General features: G+C 44.8%; 14 protein-coding genes, 1 pseudogene and 1 riboswitch. Of the genes and pseudogenes, 9 read left to right on the forward strand and 6 right to left on the reverse strand.

Features of this window, described 5'->3' with window-relative positions:
* Nucleotides 1-493 precede the first annotated feature (493 nt).
* On the reverse strand, nucleotides 494-2,149 hold the full coding sequence (locus tag OCV81_RS15965) for a fimbrillin family protein (RefSeq protein ID WP_148330894.1): 1,656 nt from the start codon (nucleotides 2,147-2,149) through the stop codon (nucleotides 494-496).
* Between the two features lie 18 nt (nucleotides 2,150-2,167).
* On the reverse strand, nucleotides 2,168-3,181 hold the full coding sequence (locus OCV81_RS15970) for a BACON domain-containing protein (RefSeq protein WP_262640444.1): 1,014 nt from the start codon (nucleotides 3,179-3,181) through the stop codon (nucleotides 2,168-2,170).
* 704 nt (nucleotides 3,182-3,885) lie between these two features.
* Between OCV81_RS15970 and OCV81_RS15975 the strand changes: the two genes are divergently transcribed.
* The 8 genes from OCV81_RS15975 (at nucleotide 3,886) to OCV81_RS16010 (ending at nucleotide 10,795) form a co-directional block, all read left to right on the forward strand.
* Complete coding sequence (locus OCV81_RS15975; protein WP_148330896.1) at nucleotides 3,886-5,646, forward strand: hypothetical protein; 1,761 nt, start codon at nucleotides 3,886-3,888, stop codon at nucleotides 5,644-5,646.
* A 325-nt stretch (nucleotides 5,647-5,971) separates the two neighbouring features.
* Nucleotides 5,972-6,424 (forward strand): flavodoxin family protein, encoded by a 453-nt coding sequence (locus tag OCV81_RS15980; protein ID WP_148330897.1) that lies wholly within the window; start codon nucleotides 5,972-5,974, stop codon nucleotides 6,422-6,424.
* An 18-nt stretch (nucleotides 6,425-6,442) separates the two neighbouring features.
* Entirely contained in the window at nucleotides 6,443-7,105 is a 663-nt protein-coding gene (locus OCV81_RS15985; protein WP_148330898.1) for an SDR family NAD(P)-dependent oxidoreductase, read from the forward strand.
* A gap of 14 nt (nucleotides 7,106-7,119) precedes the next feature.
* Nucleotides 7,120-8,142 (forward strand): aldo/keto reductase, encoded by a 1,023-nt coding sequence (locus OCV81_RS15990; protein ID WP_148330899.1) that lies wholly within the window; start codon nucleotides 7,120-7,122, stop codon nucleotides 8,140-8,142.
* A gap of 12 nt (nucleotides 8,143-8,154) precedes the next feature.
* On the forward strand, nucleotides 8,155-9,078 hold the full coding sequence (locus tag OCV81_RS15995; protein WP_148330900.1) for a DMT family transporter: 924 nt from the start codon (nucleotides 8,155-8,157) through the stop codon (nucleotides 9,076-9,078).
* A gap of 64 nt (nucleotides 9,079-9,142) precedes the next feature.
* Entirely contained in the window at nucleotides 9,143-9,955 is an 813-nt protein-coding gene (locus tag OCV81_RS16000; RefSeq protein ID WP_148330901.1) for an aldo/keto reductase, read from the forward strand.
* Between the two features lie 20 nt (nucleotides 9,956-9,975).
* On the forward strand, nucleotides 9,976-10,497 hold the full coding sequence (locus tag OCV81_RS16005; protein ID WP_262640445.1) for a cupin domain-containing protein: 522 nt from the start codon (nucleotides 9,976-9,978) through the stop codon (nucleotides 10,495-10,497).
* Nucleotides 10,448-10,795, forward strand: a complete 348-nt coding sequence (locus OCV81_RS16010) for a helix-turn-helix domain-containing protein (RefSeq protein ID WP_262640446.1) — start codon at nucleotides 10,448-10,450, stop codon at nucleotides 10,793-10,795. The genes OCV81_RS16005 and OCV81_RS16010 overlap by 50 nt, the downstream gene beginning before the upstream one ends.
* Nucleotides 10,796-10,965: 170 nt before the next feature.
* Here the strand turns inward: OCV81_RS16010 and OCV81_RS16015 are convergent, their stop codons facing one another.
* Genes OCV81_RS16015 through OCV81_RS16030 form a run of 4 tightly spaced genes read right to left on the reverse strand, consistent with a single transcriptional unit; the run spans nucleotide 10,966 to nucleotide 17,552 of the window.
* Nucleotides 10,966-12,129 carry a Wadjet anti-phage system protein JetD domain-containing protein gene (locus OCV81_RS16015; protein WP_148330902.1) on the reverse strand — a complete coding sequence of 388 codons (1,164 nt, stop codon included), beginning with the start codon at nucleotides 12,127-12,129 and terminating at the stop codon, nucleotides 10,966-10,968.
* Nucleotides 12,126-15,524: an ATP-binding protein gene (locus tag OCV81_RS16020; protein ID WP_148330903.1), complete on the reverse strand. Its 3,399-nt coding sequence runs from the start codon at nucleotides 15,522-15,524 to the stop codon at nucleotides 12,126-12,128. The genes OCV81_RS16015 and OCV81_RS16020 overlap by 4 nt, the downstream gene beginning before the upstream one ends.
* The gene (locus OCV81_RS16025) at nucleotides 15,499-16,089 is read right to left on the reverse strand and encodes a DUF4194 domain-containing protein (RefSeq protein ID WP_148330904.1); all 591 of its coding nucleotides are present in this window, start codon (nucleotides 16,087-16,089) and stop codon (nucleotides 15,499-15,501) included. The genes OCV81_RS16020 and OCV81_RS16025 overlap by 26 nt, the downstream gene beginning before the upstream one ends.
* Nucleotides 16,086-17,552, reverse strand: coding sequence for a DUF3375 domain-containing protein (locus tag OCV81_RS16030; protein ID WP_148330905.1), 1,467 nt, complete (start codon nucleotides 17,550-17,552; stop codon nucleotides 16,086-16,088). Before OCV81_RS16030 ends, OCV81_RS16025 begins: the two co-directional genes overlap by 4 nt.
* Before the next feature lie 307 nt (nucleotides 17,553-17,859).
* Nucleotides 17,860-18,064: riboswitch (cobalamin riboswitch) on the forward strand.
* Nucleotides 18,065-18,284: 220 nt separating this feature from the next.
* Here OCV81_RS16030 and OCV81_RS17780 point away from each other — a divergent pair.
* Nucleotides 18,285-19,059, forward strand: a pseudogene (locus tag OCV81_RS17780) (TonB-dependent receptor); the annotation flags it as partial.
* Nucleotides 19,060-19,147: the final 88 nt, after the last annotated feature.

Raw genomic sequence — 19,147 nt, forward strand, 5'->3', positions numbered from 1 at the left:
CTTGTACACGTGTATCCAAAGGCTCCATGGCCTTTGCCAAATTATCCATAATCAAGAATTTCTTTGATATTGAATCCATATTTATCTGTTTTTTATTATAAAGATAATGAAAAACATCGACACATGCAAACTAAACAACCTAATAATCAGATAAATACAAACATCAAAAACTAAATCCTGTTAAAGAAATTTTGATGCGTTTTCTCTGCTAGGAATAGTGAGATTTCTGTCAAAGTCCTGTGGAATAATCTGAACGAGTTTTGCGCTTATTGCTTTACCCCTTTCGGTTCGTCAACCGTCCACTCTCTCATGTGCGGGGTTCGCGACCACATTTTCTACGGCAGGATTGTTATTTGACTCCCCCATGCCGGTAGGCCTTTCAGGAGCACAATCAGACTGGAACATAATTTGTGGCGATGCGTTCCTCTTTTGCAGAAGGACACGCATCGCCACTCAAATCTAACCGATTCTTTTTTCTAGAATATATGGCAAATTAAGGGAGCGGGCCATAAACAGGGCGAATGTATAAACGGTGATGACGTAATGCCCAGCCTAATCCATGGTTATAGGTCAAATCCGTGGCATTGTTAGTTATCAGATATGCAGCCGAACGGTCGATACCGGTACCAAAGATGTCATAATGAGTGATGCCGGTCCAATAATCGGCTACAGGCAAGATGATGCTATTGCCATTTGGAGCCGTGAACCTCCATACTCTGACTCCGTCGACCATCTCTTCCTTTCTTCCCAACTTGTCCAACTCGGCAAATTCTTCTGCCAATGGCATCCGCCAGCCATCTCCCCATTTGTAAGTGGCTGCATCATAGGCCTTTCTTCCCGCAATAATCACGTCTCCATAAGTTACATTCTCATAATTGTCATGACACAATACGTCGGTTCCGGTATTATCGGCCCATACATACGGCCAACCCAAATCGGTCGGTTGGGCAGCCCCCATGTTGTAGCTTGCCCATTTCACTTTAAGCCCTAAATCGACGGCCTCTGCCGGCTCATTGATTTCTTCCAGATTGAGTATAAGTGTAGACTTTTTATTTACATTATTATAGCCTACATCCTCACCCGAATGGTCAATCGTGAAGATGTTCTTTCCCCGGTGCAGCGCTACATCCAGTTCAAAGCTGACTTTCGCTCCATCCAGATAGTCTGCTCCCTTGAGCTCAGGATGATATTCATATTTTCGGTCTTCTTCTGTAGTCTGCGACAGTTTTCCTGCAAACCAGTAGTAATTTTCTATGTAGCCTTTTAACGTAATCGTATCGATGGCATTATAAGACCGGATGGTTTCGCCGGAGGTATGGGAAGTAATCGTTATCTGAGCTTCCGTATCGACAGCCGGCATTTCCAGTAAGGAGGCACGCTCGACAACCAAGTCTCTTATCGGCCTGTACCAGAGGGTTTTATTGTCCTCGTCTTTAAGAAGAACCGTTATCAAGGAATAACTCTGTACCGGCACAGGGATATAGAATGTCTGTGTGCCTGTAGCCATATCTTCCGGAATATTGGCAACCAGTTCCGGAACATCGAACCAGTTTCCTACCCGCAATACCGGATTGGAAACCGTGACATCGTCTACATAGCAACTCCCTGTCAGGTCGGATGCCCAAAAGTCTTGAGCGAGTACCAGCTTTTTGGCTTTGGCCGGCATGTCGTTTATGGTTATCTTGAGCAAACCGGCCAGGTGGCGGAACGTACAGCTGCCCTCTTCGGAGGGGAAAGCCATCATCGGTCCGTAGGTACTTCCTGTATAGTCGTATTCGGTAGGGAAGGTAATGCTTAATTTATTTCCCTGCAGCGACGCGTTTTCGCGATAAGGATAATAGGCCAGGAAAGGCGTGATATTTTCTGGCAGGTCGCCGGTAAAGATTGCAGTCCCGTCATCCTCCAGCGAAGACAATACGAAGGGCGTACTTTTTGTTTCACCGGTTCCGAACACCCCGATGGTATCATTCAACTGCCAAAGCACCTGGTTTCCCTCGCCAATTTCGGTACGAGTGTCCGCATTATTCTCTATGCGTATTTTCAGGACTGTTTTACCTGATGAATCATAAGAATACCACGTTTCTTCCTGTTTGCAACCGCAGAGTACCATTAAAACGATACCGATGCCATATAAAAATGTCTTTTTCATAATCCTATTTCCTCCTTTTTATCGTTCATACCAGGAACCGTCTTCCCCTTCATAATTCTCATTGCCTCCCGTGATGCCGGATATCTTGCCCTCTTGTGTCACGGTCATGTGATAGATGATATCTCCTGCTTTCAGCGTCACCGTGGCCGTGCGCTCCACTTCTTCCTCGTTTTTGCTGATTGTGAGGATGAATGACGCATCCCCCTTTTCTCCGCTCTCAGGTGAGACCGTGCACCAGCTGTCACCTCCTTCAACCGTTACGGTCCAGTCGCAGTTGACAGTAAAGGCTATTGTCTGGCTGGCTCCTGAAGCCGCACAATCGATTCCGTTGGCAAACAACGAGGCACTTTCGTCGGAGAAGACCAATTCTTCGGGCACTCCTTGCTGACGGACGGAGATGGAAACAGGCTCGCCTGCACTTTCCACCACCAGTGTCGCACTTCTTTCCTGGGTACTTTCGTTCGGTAATACCTCAAAGGAGTCATTCGCTGTCTCTACACTGCGTATCCAGTCACAATCGGACGGTATCACAACCTGGTACTCCACGTTGGCGGTAATGTCCAAAGTGATGATTTCGCCCTCGGGCATGACTTCAAAACTGGTACGGGCTACTTCCACAGAGGCTTGAATCCCTTTCTGTACCACGTTTATCGTTTTCTCTACCGTACCGGCCTTCAACGTAACCGTAGTGTTCCGCTCTTCCGGGTCCGTATTCTCTTCGACGGAAACTACAAAATTGCCCTCGCCGGTCGTGCCTTCGGACGGGCTGACCTTGCACCAGTCATTCGTGGCTACTTCGACCTTCCAGTCGCAATTGCTGGAAAAATAAACCGTCCGGTTGTCTGCGTCGGCGCCGAATTCCATTCCCTCGGTAAAATAAGAAAGACTTTCTTGTGAAACTGTAATCTCGTCCGGAGTCGGGGTGGGTGTTTCTTCCTCAGAAGTGATCTCTGCACCGCTGCAACCGGTTAACTGAAGGGCAGAAAAGAGAATGCCCAGACAATAAAACCCTTTTAATACTACTTTTCCCATAATGTATAAATTAATGAACATATAACAGACAGTTTTCTGCTTGTAGACCGGCCGATTTTATTTCGCTTATCTACGTAGGTCAACAAAAATTTACTTCTTTTTTGCAAATAAAAAAGATTTTCACATTTTTCTTTGTCACCGAAAACAATGATTTTGCGGGTCAGATGTGTTTTTTTTCAAGCAGGGAAGAATAGAAGAATGTTCTTTGGGTAAATTCTGAGAATTAACTTTAATATTAAAGTTGTCTATAATATTCACCTTAATTTAGTTATATTTGCATAGTGAATTAATTGAATGAATTATAAAAGGGGAATTTGAATAAAATACGATTCAATCTTAAACGCTAAAGGGGATATTAGAATTACTTGAAGTTAAATAGTACTGAGCTGAATAGGCGAATGTACGTAATTGATAATTATGAAAAACAAATATTTCTACAGCGAAGACCTAAAGAGCATCAGAGAAATTTGATAAATGCCATCAATGATGTTTCGTCTTGTACTAAACAATTTGTCGTTTTTTTAAGGACATACGGATTATGATGGAATAAGAAATGCCTCTCAATTGAATGACCCTTTCAATTGTTATTCTAAACTGAAAAGTTTCACAGCATACTTTGTTGTGACAGATTCAACAATTTTGTATTGCAAGTATTGCTGTAAGCATTAAACTGACAACGTTTTAATATTAAAATTTTTAGAGTTATGAAAAAAGAAAAGGAACTATTCTTTATCATTGTATTGTTATCATGCCTATTTATCGGATGTTCCTCGAAGGATGCCATAGAACAACCAGAAAAACCTGTCGAGGATCTGACAGAAGAGGAGATAGAAACTGTGTGCGAAAAAACATGGAATGATGTAGCGAACCTTATAGGAGAAAAATTCCTATCCTCGGACAGTCCCTCGGACCTGGAGCCCTACTTCAGTGAAATTAAGAAAATGGATTTTGTGGAAGATGTAATTAGTACCGAGACATCTGTCGTTATCTTACTTAAGAATGGCAATGCATGGAGTTGGATGGTAAAAGACGATATGATTGCGGAAGACATTGAAGATGACAATGCGGCAAATGAACTAAGTGCAACCTCTAACACTGCACGTTGTTCCACCTCTTCTAGGGGAGGTAATGCTGTAAGTCGAACATCGATTTTAAACCATATATCTCAACGTCCTGATGGAGAGAAACTGAAAATACTTATTTTCAATCAAACAGCGTTAGACGAAAGGGAAGGGTTTCAATCTGCTGGGACAAGGCTTCAAGCATTGAAAAAGGCACTTGAAGACAAAGGTGCAGAGGTGACGCTTAAAACCACCAATTACGCAATGGACGATCTTGACGAATATGATCTCTGTCTGCTTCACACACATGGAGAATATGTTAACCCTTATATTGACATAAACACGTGGCAACAACATCGTATTCTTACTAGCGTGGCTGCATCCAGTTTGTCAATTGGCTTCAGATACAATTGGACGACTATAAAGGAAATGCGACATGGCGAATTGACAATGCAACACTATTATACATTATCTGAGAATGAGTTTGAATCGAAATATAGTGAAAAGTTCAAGAAAAGAGAAACATTCCTTTTCGTTGATGCGTGTGAGAGTTTAGAGGGCAATCACGATTTAGCTAAAACGTTTATCAATTGCGGTGCAAGCGGATATATGGGCTATACGAACGTGGTATCTGCATCAAAATGTACAAAGGCTGCAGAAAGTTTCTTTCTATCGTTACTTAATGATAGCACCATCAGCGAGGCTTATTCTGGCATACCATATGAGTACACATACCTGAAGTCTTATATGGATAATGAGACCAAGGAAAACGTAATATGCAATACTCAAATGGAATATGAGTTCGCTTCCGATGAAGTGAAATATTATTGTTATGGTCACATATGTCCCGAGGGAGAGCATCCACATTTAATTGACATGGGCAATGGCATAAAATGGTCATGTTGCAATATTGGTGCTTCAGATCCATACAGCGCCGGAAACTATTATTCGTGGGGTGAAACCAAGACCAAGACTCAATATTCCATGGGTGATAATGAAGAATACAACACAGGGGGATACAGCTACGGAAACTATATTGCCTGTTCAAGTCATGATGTGGCATGGGTGACATCGAATGGCACACTTAGAATGCCTTCGTATAGTGAGTTCAATTCATTAATCTCCACTTGCGATATTACATGGGTCGATTACGGTAGCCATGGAGGGGCTATTCTGACAAGTCGGCTGAATGGGAACAAGTTGTATATAAGTGCTGGTGGCTGGAACTTTAATGGAACTGAATATGGGCGAGACGAAACTGGCATATTGTGGTCGGCAAATAGGGCATTTGACTACATGGGGTATTTCTTGCAAGTGATACGCAATGGCAGTAATCCTTTGATACAGGTTGCCAGTAGCAGATGGAGTGGACATAATGTAAGAGGGGTTGCTGTCTCTGAATGACTAAGATTATGAAAGCTTGGAACCAAACTTTACATTCACCAAAATAGAACAGATTTCAAGCTAAAGGATTTACGGTAACACTTGTGGTGGCAAATTTATGCAATTTGCACTGCAGGTGTTGCTGTAAGAATTTAAAGGATTCGGCAAGAGACATTGGTAATTTGTTCCTCTGCAAAGGTACAAAAAGACACGGAATCTTTCATGAAGCATTTTTTATCTATCATTGAGCCACACAGCAACTCTTCTTTGAGCCTGACAGCAACCAGACCGTTTCATTTACATTCTATCTTTGCCACTGTCAAAACAGAGTCAAACAGCGTATAACATGAAACAGATTTTATTTGTAAACGGAAGCCCTAACCGCCAGGGACATACGGCGGCAATGGCAAAGCAACTGCTCGCAGGCAGGGACTATGAAACCCTGAATCTCATAGACTACAAGATTTATCCTTTGGGACAATCCTTCGCGGACGACCAGTTTGAAGTTGTTATCCAGAAAATGCTGGAAGCGGATGTGCTCGTGATGGGCAGTCCGGTTTATTGGCACTCCGTGACCGGACAATTCCGCACCTTGCTCGACCGTATCTATGACTCTCCGTGGAAGCATCGGCTGGGAGGGAAAGACCTGTATTTCCTTTTTCAGGGAGCGGCTCCTTCTTCTGCCATGCTCGAGGCGGGCAATTATACCATGCGCATTTTCTGCCGTCTGTTCGGCTTGCAATATCGGGGGATGGCCACCCGCATGGGAGAGGCTGAAAAATTAGGTACAAATCTATAAACCAGTAATATTATGACGATGGATAAGAAGACAATCGTAGTGGTAGGAGCCGGACAGGGTCTGGGCAACCACGTAGCAAAAAGATTTGGAAAAGAAGGTTTTCGGGTGATACTGATGGCACGCCACGGACAGGCATTGAAAGCGTACGAGCAGGAGTTTACGGCTGAAGGGATTGAGACCTCTACGCATACTGTGGATGCTGCCAAACCGGAAACACTTACGGAAGCACTTCATTGGGTAAAAAGTACCTTCGGTGCTCCGGAGGTGATGGTTTATAATGTAGGCATCACCGTTCCCGATGAACCGGGAAAGATAGACTGCGAAGAACTGATGCGTCGCTATCAGGTGGATGTGGTGAGTGCTTACCATTGCCTCTGTCAGGTGGCAGATGAGGAGTTCAGCCAAAAGAGAGGAACCTTCCTCGTGACCGGTGGTGGGCTGGCTCTTTATCCGAGTGCGGCCTACCTGCCTTTGTCGCTCGACAAGGCGGCGCTTCGGACCATGGTATATGCCCTGCACGAAGCGTTGAAACCACGGGACATCTTTGTCGGCACCGTGACCGTGTGTGGAGCCATCGGGGGAGACGGTTTCTTTGCGCCTTCCCGCATTGCCGAGAGCTATTGGAAAATGTACAACGAACGTGGCGCATGTGAGACGGTCTATGCTGAAACAAATAAATAAGAAAGAAAACTACCATGAAAACAAGACGATTAAAGAACCTAGAAGTGTCAGCCATCGGTATGGGCTGCATGGGACTCAGCACGGCCTACGGCAAAATTCCCGACGAAAAAGAGTCAATCCGTCTGATGCGGGAAGCACACGACAGGGGGTGCAATTTTTACGACACGGCTGAAATATATGCCACTTACCGTAACGAAGAACTGGTAGGGAAGGCCCTGAAACCTATCCGCAACGAAATCATACTGAGCACGAAATATTCGCCGGCTACTCTTATGGGGCAGGAACACATAGGGGGAGGAAAACTCAGCCGGAACGGAGTACGTTTTGCCATTGAGAATAGTTTGAGACGATTGCAGACAGACCATGTGGAACTGTACTATGCACATCGTGTGCCCGAGGAAGTAAATGTAGAAGAGATGGCAGAGTGGTTCGGAGAACTTATCCGTGAAGGTAAAATCCTGGCTTGGGGCGTATCGGAGGCTACAGTCGAGCAGATACGGAAAGCCAATTCCGTAACACCGCTTACGGCCGTACAAAGTGAATACTCAATGATGGCACGCCAATGGGAAAACAACGTGATTCCACTTTATCGTGAGTTGGGAATAGGTTTTGTGGCTTACTCTCCAATGGCTGGTGGATTGCTCAGCGGTCAATATACGGCGCAGCAACATTACGAAGGCGATGACATCCGCCGGGTCATTTCGCGTTACAAGCCGGAAAATGTCGCTGCCAACCAGCCTGTCATCAACTTGGTGAAAGAGTATGCACGGACAAAAGGTTGTACGCCTGCACAGATAGCACTAGCCTGGGTGATGAAACAGGAACACATCGTGCCCATTCCTGGCATGCGGAGTGATGCCCGTATCAAGGAAAATCTGGGGGCAGCGGATATCCTACTTACTGATGAGGAATATAACACACTCACCGTTGCACTCAACAAGTTAAAAGTGTATGGTAACCGCACCGATGAACAGATTGCTGAATTAGGAGAATTGCGTACCAAACTTTACGGTAGTTCGGGAGTACACAAGCAATAGTAACTTTTCGATATGGGTATTTTAACTATAGCTTTATTGATAGGTATGCTCGTCCCCGTTCAAACCGCGGCAAATGCACGGATGCGGATAAGCGTAGGCTCGGTTTGGGTGGTGACATTCATTTCATTCATGGTGTCTTCGTTGCTGCTGGCGTTGATTTCGGCCATGATGAGAATGCCGTTACTGCCATCAGCAGCACAGATCGCCGTTACACCTTGGTGGGGCTGGACGGGAGGCATTATTGCTTTGTGTACCATTATTATTACCATTTGTCTGTTCTGTGCACTCGGACAATTACAAACCACCATCCTTCCGCTGTTGGGGCAACTTCTGTTTAGTCTTGTTATAGATCATTTCGGACTTTTCGGTTCAGTACGTATTCCGTTTTCCGCCATGCGTATGCTGGCAATGCTTCTACTGATTGCTGGGGTATTGTTGGTTGTAGTAATCCCAAATTTGAGGAAGAGAAAAACTTCACAGACCATAAGCCGTCACGTACTACTTTGGCAACTTTCTGCCATTATAGCGGGCTGCCTCATGGCATCCATTGGTGTTATATACGGCAGATTAGGTCTTTGCCTCGGATCGGCGGTACAAGCATCTACCATGTCATTCTTCATCGCAACCATTATAATTACGGCCATATGTATCGTAAACCGCAAGGTTGGGCGTATGCGTATGTTTATCAGAAAAGGAAATCCGTGGTGGATGTGGCTGGGTGGCATATGTGGAGCCATCGCCGTGTTCGGCAATTCATGGTTGATACCGCAGATTGGGGCAGGCGCATTTTTTATGGCTTTGCTGCTCGGGCAGATGTTGCTTAGCCTTCTGATGGAAAAATACGGTTGGATGGGTGCTGTACAGAAACGGATTTCATACGTCCAGATTGTCGGCGTGGCCTTAATGATGGTGGGAGTGGTTGTGCTAAAAATATAATGACAATAACTTAATAACGATAGTTTTAGTTTTTTGATTTCATTTTATTGCGTAGATGGAGGCTATGGAGACTGAATTGACGAAATCTGTCACACTGAACAACGGTGTGAAAATGCCGCGCATCGGTTATGGGGTTTATCTGATTCCATCCGGCATGACGGAACGGTGTGTCCGTGAAGCCTTGCGCTTGGGCTATCGTTCAATTGATACGGCGCAGTGTTATGGCAACGAACGAGAAGTGGGTGTTGCTGTCCGTAAATCTGGATTATCCCGCAATGAGGTGTTTATTACCACTAAATTGTGGGGATGTTCCAACTATCGTGACACGCTATCTTCCATTGACTCTTCCTTACGTCGTTTGGATTTGGATTACATTGATTTGCTTCTCATTCATGAACCGACTGGTGATATTCCGGAAATTTATAAGGCGATGGAAGACGCCTATCGTGTCGGAAAACTGCGTGCCATCGGAGTAGCAAATTTCCTCGATGATGCTTACTTGAACTTGGTGGAATATGCTGAGATTATGCCTGCCATCAATCAGGTGGAAACCCATGTGTTCCGCCAACAGGCATCCCTGCGTGAACTGATGAAGCTTTATGGTACACAGGCAGAAGCATGGTCGCCTCTTGCCGCCGGACGCGACGGATTCTTTACCCAGCCAGTTTTGGAGGAAATAGCTCGTGCACATGGAAAGAGTGTGGCACAAGTCGGATTACGCTTTCTTTATCAGCAAAATATCATTGTCATTCCTAAATCCACTCACATAGAGCGAATGCGTGAAAACAAGGAAATAGAGGATTTCATGCTGACGGATGAGGAAATGCAACGTATCATATTGCTCGATAGAGGAAAAAGTTTGTTTAACTGGTGGTAAACATTTAATTTTGTTTCGTTATGCTAAAAGAATCACAAGTATACAATTATTGGGACATCGTGTATAGTTGCTTCGTGCCGCACGAGATGCTGTCGGAATACCGGATGCCTGTCCACGTCCTCATCTATGTCTATTCGGGCGAGATGCTGGTGTACGACAACGGACGCACGCTGAAAGTCGGTGAGGGGAATTATGTCTTCATCAAGCGCGACCATCAGGTGAAACTGTTGAAGCATACCGTGGGAGATGCTCCTTACAAGGCCATCAGTATTCGTTTCGAGCGCAATTTCCTGCGTGACTTTTTTGGCACGCTGGACAAGGCTACGCTGCCCAAGGAGGTGAAACGTATCCGTGAATCCGCTCTGTTGCTGCCTCAGACACCAGCATTGCAGAGTCTGTTCCTGTCGCTCTTTCGATGCCCACGTCAAACCGAAAGACGAGATTATCCGCTTGAAGATGCAGGAGGCCCTTTATTGTCTGCTGGACACGGATATGCGTTTTTATCCTACGTTGTTCGACTTCAGCGAATCGTGGAAGATTGACTTGCTGCCTTTCATGGAGGCGAACTATACCCAGGACATGACGCTCGACGAGTTTGCCACCTACACCGGTCGCAGCCTCGCCACCTTCAAGCGCGACTTTGCCAAGGTGAGCGATGTTTCGCCGGAGAAATGGCTCATACGGAAACGGCTCGACAAGGCATACGAATTGTTGGCTGCCGGCCACCTCAAGCCTTCTGAGGTGTATGTGGCGGTCGGCTTCAAGAACCGGTCGCATTTCTTCAATGCCTTCAAGCGGCAGTTCGGAGTGTCGCCGGGCGGGGTAGCCGTTCATTCGTGAGAGGGAGACGGAAATAAAGAAATCAAATGGAGCACTGTCCAACGATGGGCGGTGCTTTTTTATGTTTGTTCCCGTGAACGCATTTGACCTCTTGTCGGGAAGAACAGAAACAGGCATCATGGAAGCCGCTTATTCGGCAGCCATCGCCTGCTTCTTAGAGAGAGTAACAATCAATTTTGTATTTCACAGGCAGATTTAAGTAAATTCTGCATATATTCTATGACATAACTTTGTGGAATCTTTTCTTGTTCCAACCGCCAGTTGTTGTTTTTGATTGTTTCATAGGTTATCCGATCGGCATTTGTCAGGTTTAAATCGGCTGATACATTGCTTTTTGTACCTTCGTCATTTTCAAAAAAACGATTGAATGTCTCGCTGTCCATCAGCAGGCTCTGTGCTTGTGGAAAATACCCTCTGAACTGAGAGAGAATTTCAAATCCTTGGGCATCTAGGTCGCCCCAGTAGTAGAGTTGTGCATGCGGCAAAAACATTGAGTTTTTCAAGTTGGCTACCCCATATCCGTGTCCCCAAATGATAAGGGAATTCTTGACAGAAGGGAAGGTAAGGAAATTCATCTTGTTCTCTACGATAAACACGGATTCTATTTCCCAGTGAAGATTGCAGAATTCACTCATTGGCAGACTCAGATCCTTCAACCCCGCTCCATAACGATGGGAGAGGTTCTCATCAAGGAAGCGGATGCGTATCAGTTCTTCATCGTATTTCAAATGATAGCGCGGTTCAAAACGTTTCTCACTGGTGTTTACGTAATCGGCAATGAGAATGTCGAGCAATTCTTTGAGTATACCTTTGTTTTGTTCTACAAACTTGGTGTGAACCTTAATGGGCAGTTCGCGGATGTATAGATTCGGCTGAGGGGTATGACTGAAATAAGTCAGCACTTTCAGCAAATCGGGCCACAGGGAAGAGTTTTCTATGACCTTGTGAGGGAATTTTTTTGCCCAATCAGTCAGGAGAGGGAAGGCAGTCAGCAGAGTGGCAATATCTTTCTTGAACTGTTGTGCTTCTGTTTCTTTGCGAATGAATTTCAACAAATCTTCTTCCGTGTCAAAGGAAATTTCTTGAGGAAGTCCCTGCCTCCCTAATATTTTATGGTTCACCGTTTGCCATTTGATGGAGTATCCATACCCTCGTTCTTCTTTCGAAGAGGCCGTGATGTCTTTTTTTTCCATTTGCCAGGTTTTGAAATCATTGCTGGGTTTCTTATCGCATGGAATTACGATTCTTTCGAAAGAAATGCCTGCAACAAGGTTTTGCAGGTACTGGGAATATTTCTTTAAGGCTTTATTTTTTATTTCGGATGCGCTAATCATGGTTGTACAGCTTTTTTATATTCGTCCTTGTATTCTAAAATAGGCATGTTGTAGAGTACGGATGTGTTTCCTTTACGTTCTACATAGTGCACAAATGAAATGTAGTTCTCCACAATGTGGATGTTGTCGCTGGGAGTGACCACCAGCAGTTGCAGGTGTAGCTGGTTGCAAAGTTCCAGCAGGTAGCGGGCTTTGTCTTCATCCTGTGCCTTGAAGGCCTCATCGATGGCAATAAACCGGAAAGACGATTCCAATCCGCTGCTTGTGAAGCCGAACTGATAGGCGATGGCCGAGCCCAGAATGGTATAAGTGAGCTGTGCTTTTTCCCCACCTGACAGTTGCCCCATACTTTCATAAGTCTTATACTTTTTCCCGGTTGCTTGGTAGAATTCTTCGGCTCTATAGGTAAACCAGGAGCGTACGTCGCTCACCCTGGTGCGCCATGGCTCATTTTCAAGTTTTTTCATGAAGGGTGCGATATGTGCTTCGAAATGGTGTTGGCGGCCATCAATCGTGGCATCCACTTCATGCAGATTCGGAATGGCCTGTCTGAGCAGGTTGTAGAAGTCTTTTGCTTCTGCATCTGGCCTTTTGATGGCAGTGAGCTGAATATAAGTACCCTGGTCTTTGTTGAACACAATTCCCTTAAGCGACAGATTCAGGTGGTCTATCGCCTTGCATATTGTTCCCTCCCATCTTTCGAAGAAGATTTTGTAGGAGTTCACTTTGTGATAGATGGTTTCTTGCAGGTATTGATTGAATTTCTTTTCGTAACTCATCAGGTCTTCTTCTTTCAGCCGATTGTAAAAATTCTGATACTCTTCAATCAACTCCGTATGCTCAGGGTCGGGCAGGCTGTTCACATCCGAAAGCCAATCCTTGTATTTCTCAGTCAGTTCCTTGGCGGGTCGTTTCACGGCATAAGCCAGTTTCCTGATTTTTGACTTCAGACTGTCTTTTGTCTCATTCTTGTTTTTTAAAGATTCGTTTATGGAGGATTGGAAATCGGTGCGCTTGCCCTCAAGTTGTTCCAAAGGGATGTCGAGTAGTTCGGGATGCTGCTGTTCCAGCATATATGTGTCTTTATCTCCCGCCCGATTTATGAACTCTTGGTTTTTCTGTAACAGGGTGGACAAGGTTTCTTGTTCTAATTTGAGTCGGCCAATCTGTTCATTAGCTTTTGCAATAGAAACATTCAATTCTTTTATTTTTTTATCTGTAGCTTCCAATTCTTCTTGGAGCGCCTTTGTTTTGTTATCTGCGGTTTCTAATTTCCTTTTTTCTTCTTCATCTTTTTGTATGGCCTTGGCACATGACATCCAGTCGATGCTTTCATAATCCACAAACTCTGTCAGCAGCTTGTACCAGTTTTGTGTCTGGCGTTTGCAGTCCGTTTCACGTTTTTTTATTGCATTGATTTTTTTCAGATTGTCTTGCTGTTCTTGCTGCAATTTGTGCACTTCGCTACGGAGATAGGAAATTTTGTCTCTGTTATCCCATCCCAGTACATAGTTGTCTCTGCTGCGTACTTCCTTCCGGTCATCCTTCTCGTGCTTGTTTTCTACCGACTTAATCAGGCCCTCTCTGGTCACAGCCTTTTCCGGGTAAGTGTTGAACTCGGCCAGGTTGTCCACACACGCATAATTATAGCGGTGACAGACTTCATACTCTATCCAGTCTGTATACCGGTTACCGGCCTTGAATTCAATTTTCTGGAGCAAACGGTTTTCGCCAGTTTCTCCTCTTTCCATTTCCTTGAGAGAAGTAAAGCCTTCATAATGCTGATACACAATCCGGCCATTAAGGTTATGCGAGTTGACATACTCGTTGACCTGCTGATAATACTTGTCGGGCACAATTAGTCTCAAGGCAAAATGATGAAGAATGCGTTCGATAGAAGCCTCCCATTCCAGCTCATTTTCCTTCACACGGATTAATTCGCCCACGAACGGAATTTCCTCTGCGGTAGCCCCTGTATGTCTCAATATCTCGTTCCGGATTTCAGAGACACGCCCTGAGATGTTGTTCTTGTTCTTTATCAGTTCTTGTACCCTTTTTATGCATTCATTGATAAGGGTTTCTGTTGTCTCGGCCGCATTCTTTTCCTTTCGTAGCTCCTCGGATAAGTCTTCTTGTACTTGCTGCTGCCTGCGGTATTCAGTCTCCGCTTTCTTCTGGTTCTCTTCAAACTCCTCTTTCGAAAGATTTTCAGGCAGATTCAGGTCGAGGGCCAGTTTGTTATAATCGTCAAACTTCTCCCTTCTTTTATCACGTTCCTGTATGTTCTGACGGATGCGGTTGGCTAACTCTTTAATCTGTCGGCTTCCTTCATCTTGCTCAATGTCCAACTGGAGGTTGGAGCGTTTGTTTGTTTCCTCTTGACGTTCCTGCTCTAACTGACAAATCTTTTCTGCCTGTTTCCGGTGTTCAATTTCATTGAGTGTTATCTTTTCCTTCGACAGCTGTACAATTCGTGCGGCAAACCAACAGGCTGCCATCTCTTTTTCCTGTTTCAATTGATGGATTTCTAAGTCGACATGCTGCAATTGTTTGGCTGTCTCGTTGATAGGTTCGAGCAGTTTTATTTGCTCTTTCACTTTGTCGATGTTGTTCTTGGCTTCCATCAAATTCTGGAAGTTGTTGCGCAGTTCAATGTATTGGGTCTCCGCAGATTGCTCGTCCAGCATGTGGTGGCGGATAAAGTGGTCGAGGTCGTCCAGTACCTTTACACCCACAATCTGATTGAACAAGGTCAGCGCATTCTCGGAACGCATGTTGAATAACAGACAGATTTGAGAAGCATATTCTGAAGGGCCGTTGCAGAAATCAATCACCTTTTTGACGGAATTGGCGTTATAGTGCTTTTCCAGTTTTTTGCGCCATTCACCACGCGGATCAAGCTTTGCAAAATCCGTTTTAATCTCAAGTTTTGTCTTTGCAATGCCGTACACCACTTTCAACTCCTGGCCGCTGAAATACCTGACCTGGAATAAGGTGATTACTTTTTGGGATGCATTACAGAACGAAGCCAACAGTACAGAACGGTTCTCTTTGTTGCGCAGCTTCATGGTTGTCGTGCCAGAACCTCCTTCTTCCTGCTGGGTTCCATAATACCCTAAGACGTAGGATTCTTCTGTGCGGGCACCTTTTTTTTCTGCACCGGATGACTGGTTGTAGAAACGCTTTCTTTTAAGCGGTACCAGTAGGGTGAGCAATGCATCGACAAGCGTGCTTTTGCCAGAAGCATTGGCTCCTGTGAGCAATGAGTTGCATCCCTGGGGGCTGATGCGATAGATTTCTTTGTCGAATGTGCCCCAATTATAGATTTCCATATAATCGAGCCGATAGCCCGATTTTTCAGGAGCCGTATTAAATAGATTCATTTGTTGTATCATAGTCGTTCAGCTTGTTTTTAAACTCCACTAGGTCGTCCAATGTAATTTTCTCCTTGATAATCCGGTGTATTTTATAGCGTGTCTCCATACTGGCTTCAGATTGCTTGGGGGCGACCAGGAAACCTAATTCAATTACTTTGGATATGTAGTTGTCCAAGTCCTGCTTGAATTTCACTTGGTTGAATTTGGCAGGCAAGAAAAGTTCCACTTCTTCTTTGATTTGTGAGGCCGTGACGTATTTCTCGTCCGATTGTGAATCGGTAGGATTCAATTCGAAATCTTCAAGCATCTGTCTTAGTACGATTAAAACGACCGACACTTCAAATCCCAGTTGCCGACGTGTGACCAGATTGATGGTTTTTTCGTCATCCAGGAGAGCCTGCTTCACAAATGCAAATCCTTCGTCTTTCTTCACAATCAGGTCAAGCCCGATGACACTGAGGTAATCTTGAATTTCGGACTGGTATAGCAGGATGTTGTCCCAGACCGAATCATTGTGTTCTACTGTTCCCTTCAGCAGCTTTACGATAGCTTTCGAGTAGGGTTTTATATGGGATGTATTCATTGAGGGATGATAATTATTTCAGGTACTACAATTTTTTTCATGTTTTCTTTGTCGAATACGATGTCTTGTGTCTTTTCCGGTCTCACTACCGTATGGTATTCCTTCAACACGCTAAGGTAGCCAAAGACTTCTGTCAGTCCTTTGGTGATTCCTGATGAAGCTTCAATTACCTCACCGAGTGTGACTTGGGATTTTTGTTTCAGTACTTCTTCAATATGCTTGCGCAGCACGTCACGGTCTACATAGTACGGATTATAGAGTTGTTCCAGTCGGCTCAGGTCGTTCAAACTCAGTTGGGCATCCATGGGGATATCTTTATATTCGGTTTCTGAGGCTGGTTTGAAGGTTAACGACCGTTCCAGAGGCAATCTGATTTCAATTTCTTCCATTTCGAATCCAAAATCAGGAGAATTCTTCTGACTGCTTACCTTCATAAGCAATTGCTTGATGTCTCTGATAATCTCTCGGGTAATTTCAGTGTTCGGTTGCTCCTGCTGGCGAATGATGCGGCTCAGTTTTTCTGCCATGCGGTCGTTCGTTTTATACACTCTTTGTCCGGCATCAAACAGATGGAGTTTGACATCCTTGAGAAAACGGTCGTGCACATCAATCTGTCGGTCATCGAGTGATTCGAATAAGTTTTGCGTCAGCATGTCCCATTCCTTTTGTAGTTGAGGAGACAGCAAGAATTCCCAAAAGGCATAAAAACTCTTTCCCTGCGAGGAGTCCTTCAGTTCACTGTAAGCATCGAAAAAATAATGCAAAATCTCCTTCTTCTGCAAGTTTGCCATTTGTTGCTGATAAATCTGCTTGATGATAACTTTGAAATTATCGTCCACTTCCTTGAAGTCGGATAGCAGCTCTTTAGCCATTTTGTTGAGGTGGTTGTAGCGGGGAATAATTTCGTACTCTTCGAATACCTTCACATCGTCGCCCATCTCAAGACGTTGGATTTGCTGCTCGATTTCCAGTTTCTTGTTCCTTAGCAAAGCAAGTCGTTTATTCCGGTCTTCGTTCGTGAATTCAACCAATTCCTTAAGCTGGCCAAACAGTGCTTTGAATTTCGATTCCGTGCCGATGTATTCTTCCTTTCTCAAACTGTTGTCTATCCAGTCGAATACTTTGCTGGTATACGACGATATTTCATACATGACTTCACCTACATCGTTTTGATAGTTGGTGAGATAGCCTTTATTGGCCCAGTCTTGTATCCAGCGTCTGGCTTTCTCTTCATTGGTTTCTATTGTAGGGGAGCGTTCTTCTTCCTCTTCCAATGCATCTTCTTCCATCTCATCCAGTCGATTGACCAGCCTTTGATGGAGATACTCCTCTGGTACTGCTGTTTGTTCCTCAAAAGCTTCAAGCAGAAAGACGAGGAAGAACCTCAAATTCTTAGGTTTCATTTTCAGCAGTTTTATACTTGGGGAGTTTTCCAGTATATCTATTAATTGTGCTTTCTCCATAGATGTTACAGGTTAACCCTTACGGATGTTTTTCTTTCTTATTTTTAGATGCTCATGCGTTAACAAGAGTCATTTGTCCTAAGATACAAGTCTTATTTTAGATATTCAAATTTTTATGAATAAAATTTTTGTGATTTTGTTTCAGCAATCAATTATGGAATTATAAATGAATGGGCTGAAGCATACCGTAAGGAACGCTTCCTGAAAGTCATCAGCTTCTGCTTCGAGGATAGTTCTTCCTCAATAAAATATGCCCCGCTTGTAGAATTTAACCCCCTAAATTTGTCTATTACAAAATAAATCGTAATTTTGCCCCCATGGAATTAGTAGCCGAACAGACAAGTCCGTCTGTCGGTGCAAGGGAATCCGGTGGAAAACCGGAGCTGTACCCGCAGCTGTAACCTCCATTCCAGAAATGTCTGTAACTACAAGTGTCACTGTCGCTTATGTGCGATGGGAAGGCCCTACAGACAGGAGGAAGCCAGAATACCTGCTAATATCCACGACGACAAAGCATGGGGCTTCCGGGATTAGGAGCGCAAGGTGCACCTTATGAATACAGATTCGTAATATTTTGTTTCCTGCCTGTGGGGGAGGACTTTACTTATCTTCATCTGAAGCCGCATGCCCGCTTTATAATTTTGACAAAAAGGTTGCATGATGAAGAAAATGTTAGGATTCATTCTCCCGTTGCTGTTGGTAGGCAATGCCCCACATTCCGTGGCACAAAGCATGCAGGAGGGCAAGAAAGTGGAAGACCTTTCCGTGAGGTTGGACGAGGTGGTGGTGACGGGTACCGGCACGGAACATTACCTGAAAGACGCTCCCGTACAGACGGAAGTCCTCACCCGGAAGGCGTTGGAACAATTCCAGGCACGCAGCATGGAAGAACTGCTGAGTGGACTTTCCGCTTCACTCACCTTCCATGATGGAGACATGGGCGGCCATATCCAGTTGAACGGGCTGAACAACGATTACATCCTCATCCTGATTGACGGCAAACGGATGAACGGGGATGTAGGCGGACAAGAACGACTTGAACCTGTTGAACCCGGCCAATATCGAACGCATTGAAATTGTGAAGGGAGCTGCCTCCTCCCTTTATGGAAGCGATGCCATTGCCGGGGTCATTAATATTATCACCAGGAAGAGTCCTCACAAGATGGAACTGACCAGCACCAGCCGGGTGGGTGAGTATGGCGACGTCAGGGAAAGCGCTTCCTTCGGACTGTCCGTCGGAAAGATAAAAAGCGTGACGGGAGTGAACTTCCGGCACACGGACGGTTGGCAGAATACCGACTTGCAATGGAACCAGCAGCAGCTGAAACCGGGCTCCACGCTGAAAACGGTGAACCGCTCCACCAATTATACTTTGTCCGAGAATCTGGAATGGCACGTCAATGATCAGCTTCAGTTGACGGCTTCCGGCAGTTATTACGAACGCTGGGTTGCCCGTTCGCACGGACAATGGAGTTATCTTGCCAATGATTTCTATTATCGCAATCATTGCTGTCCGGAGAAATTTTACCACAGCGTAAGCTGTCTAGGACCGTTACCCTCCGGAACATTAGCAGTGAGGTCGGTTTGATTAAATA

Origin of the sequence: Phocaeicola fibrisolvens, from assembly GCF_025567125.1 — a bacterium.
GTDB classification, from domain to species: Bacteria; Bacteroidota; Bacteroidia; order Bacteroidales; family Bacteroidaceae; genus Phocaeicola; species Phocaeicola fibrisolvens.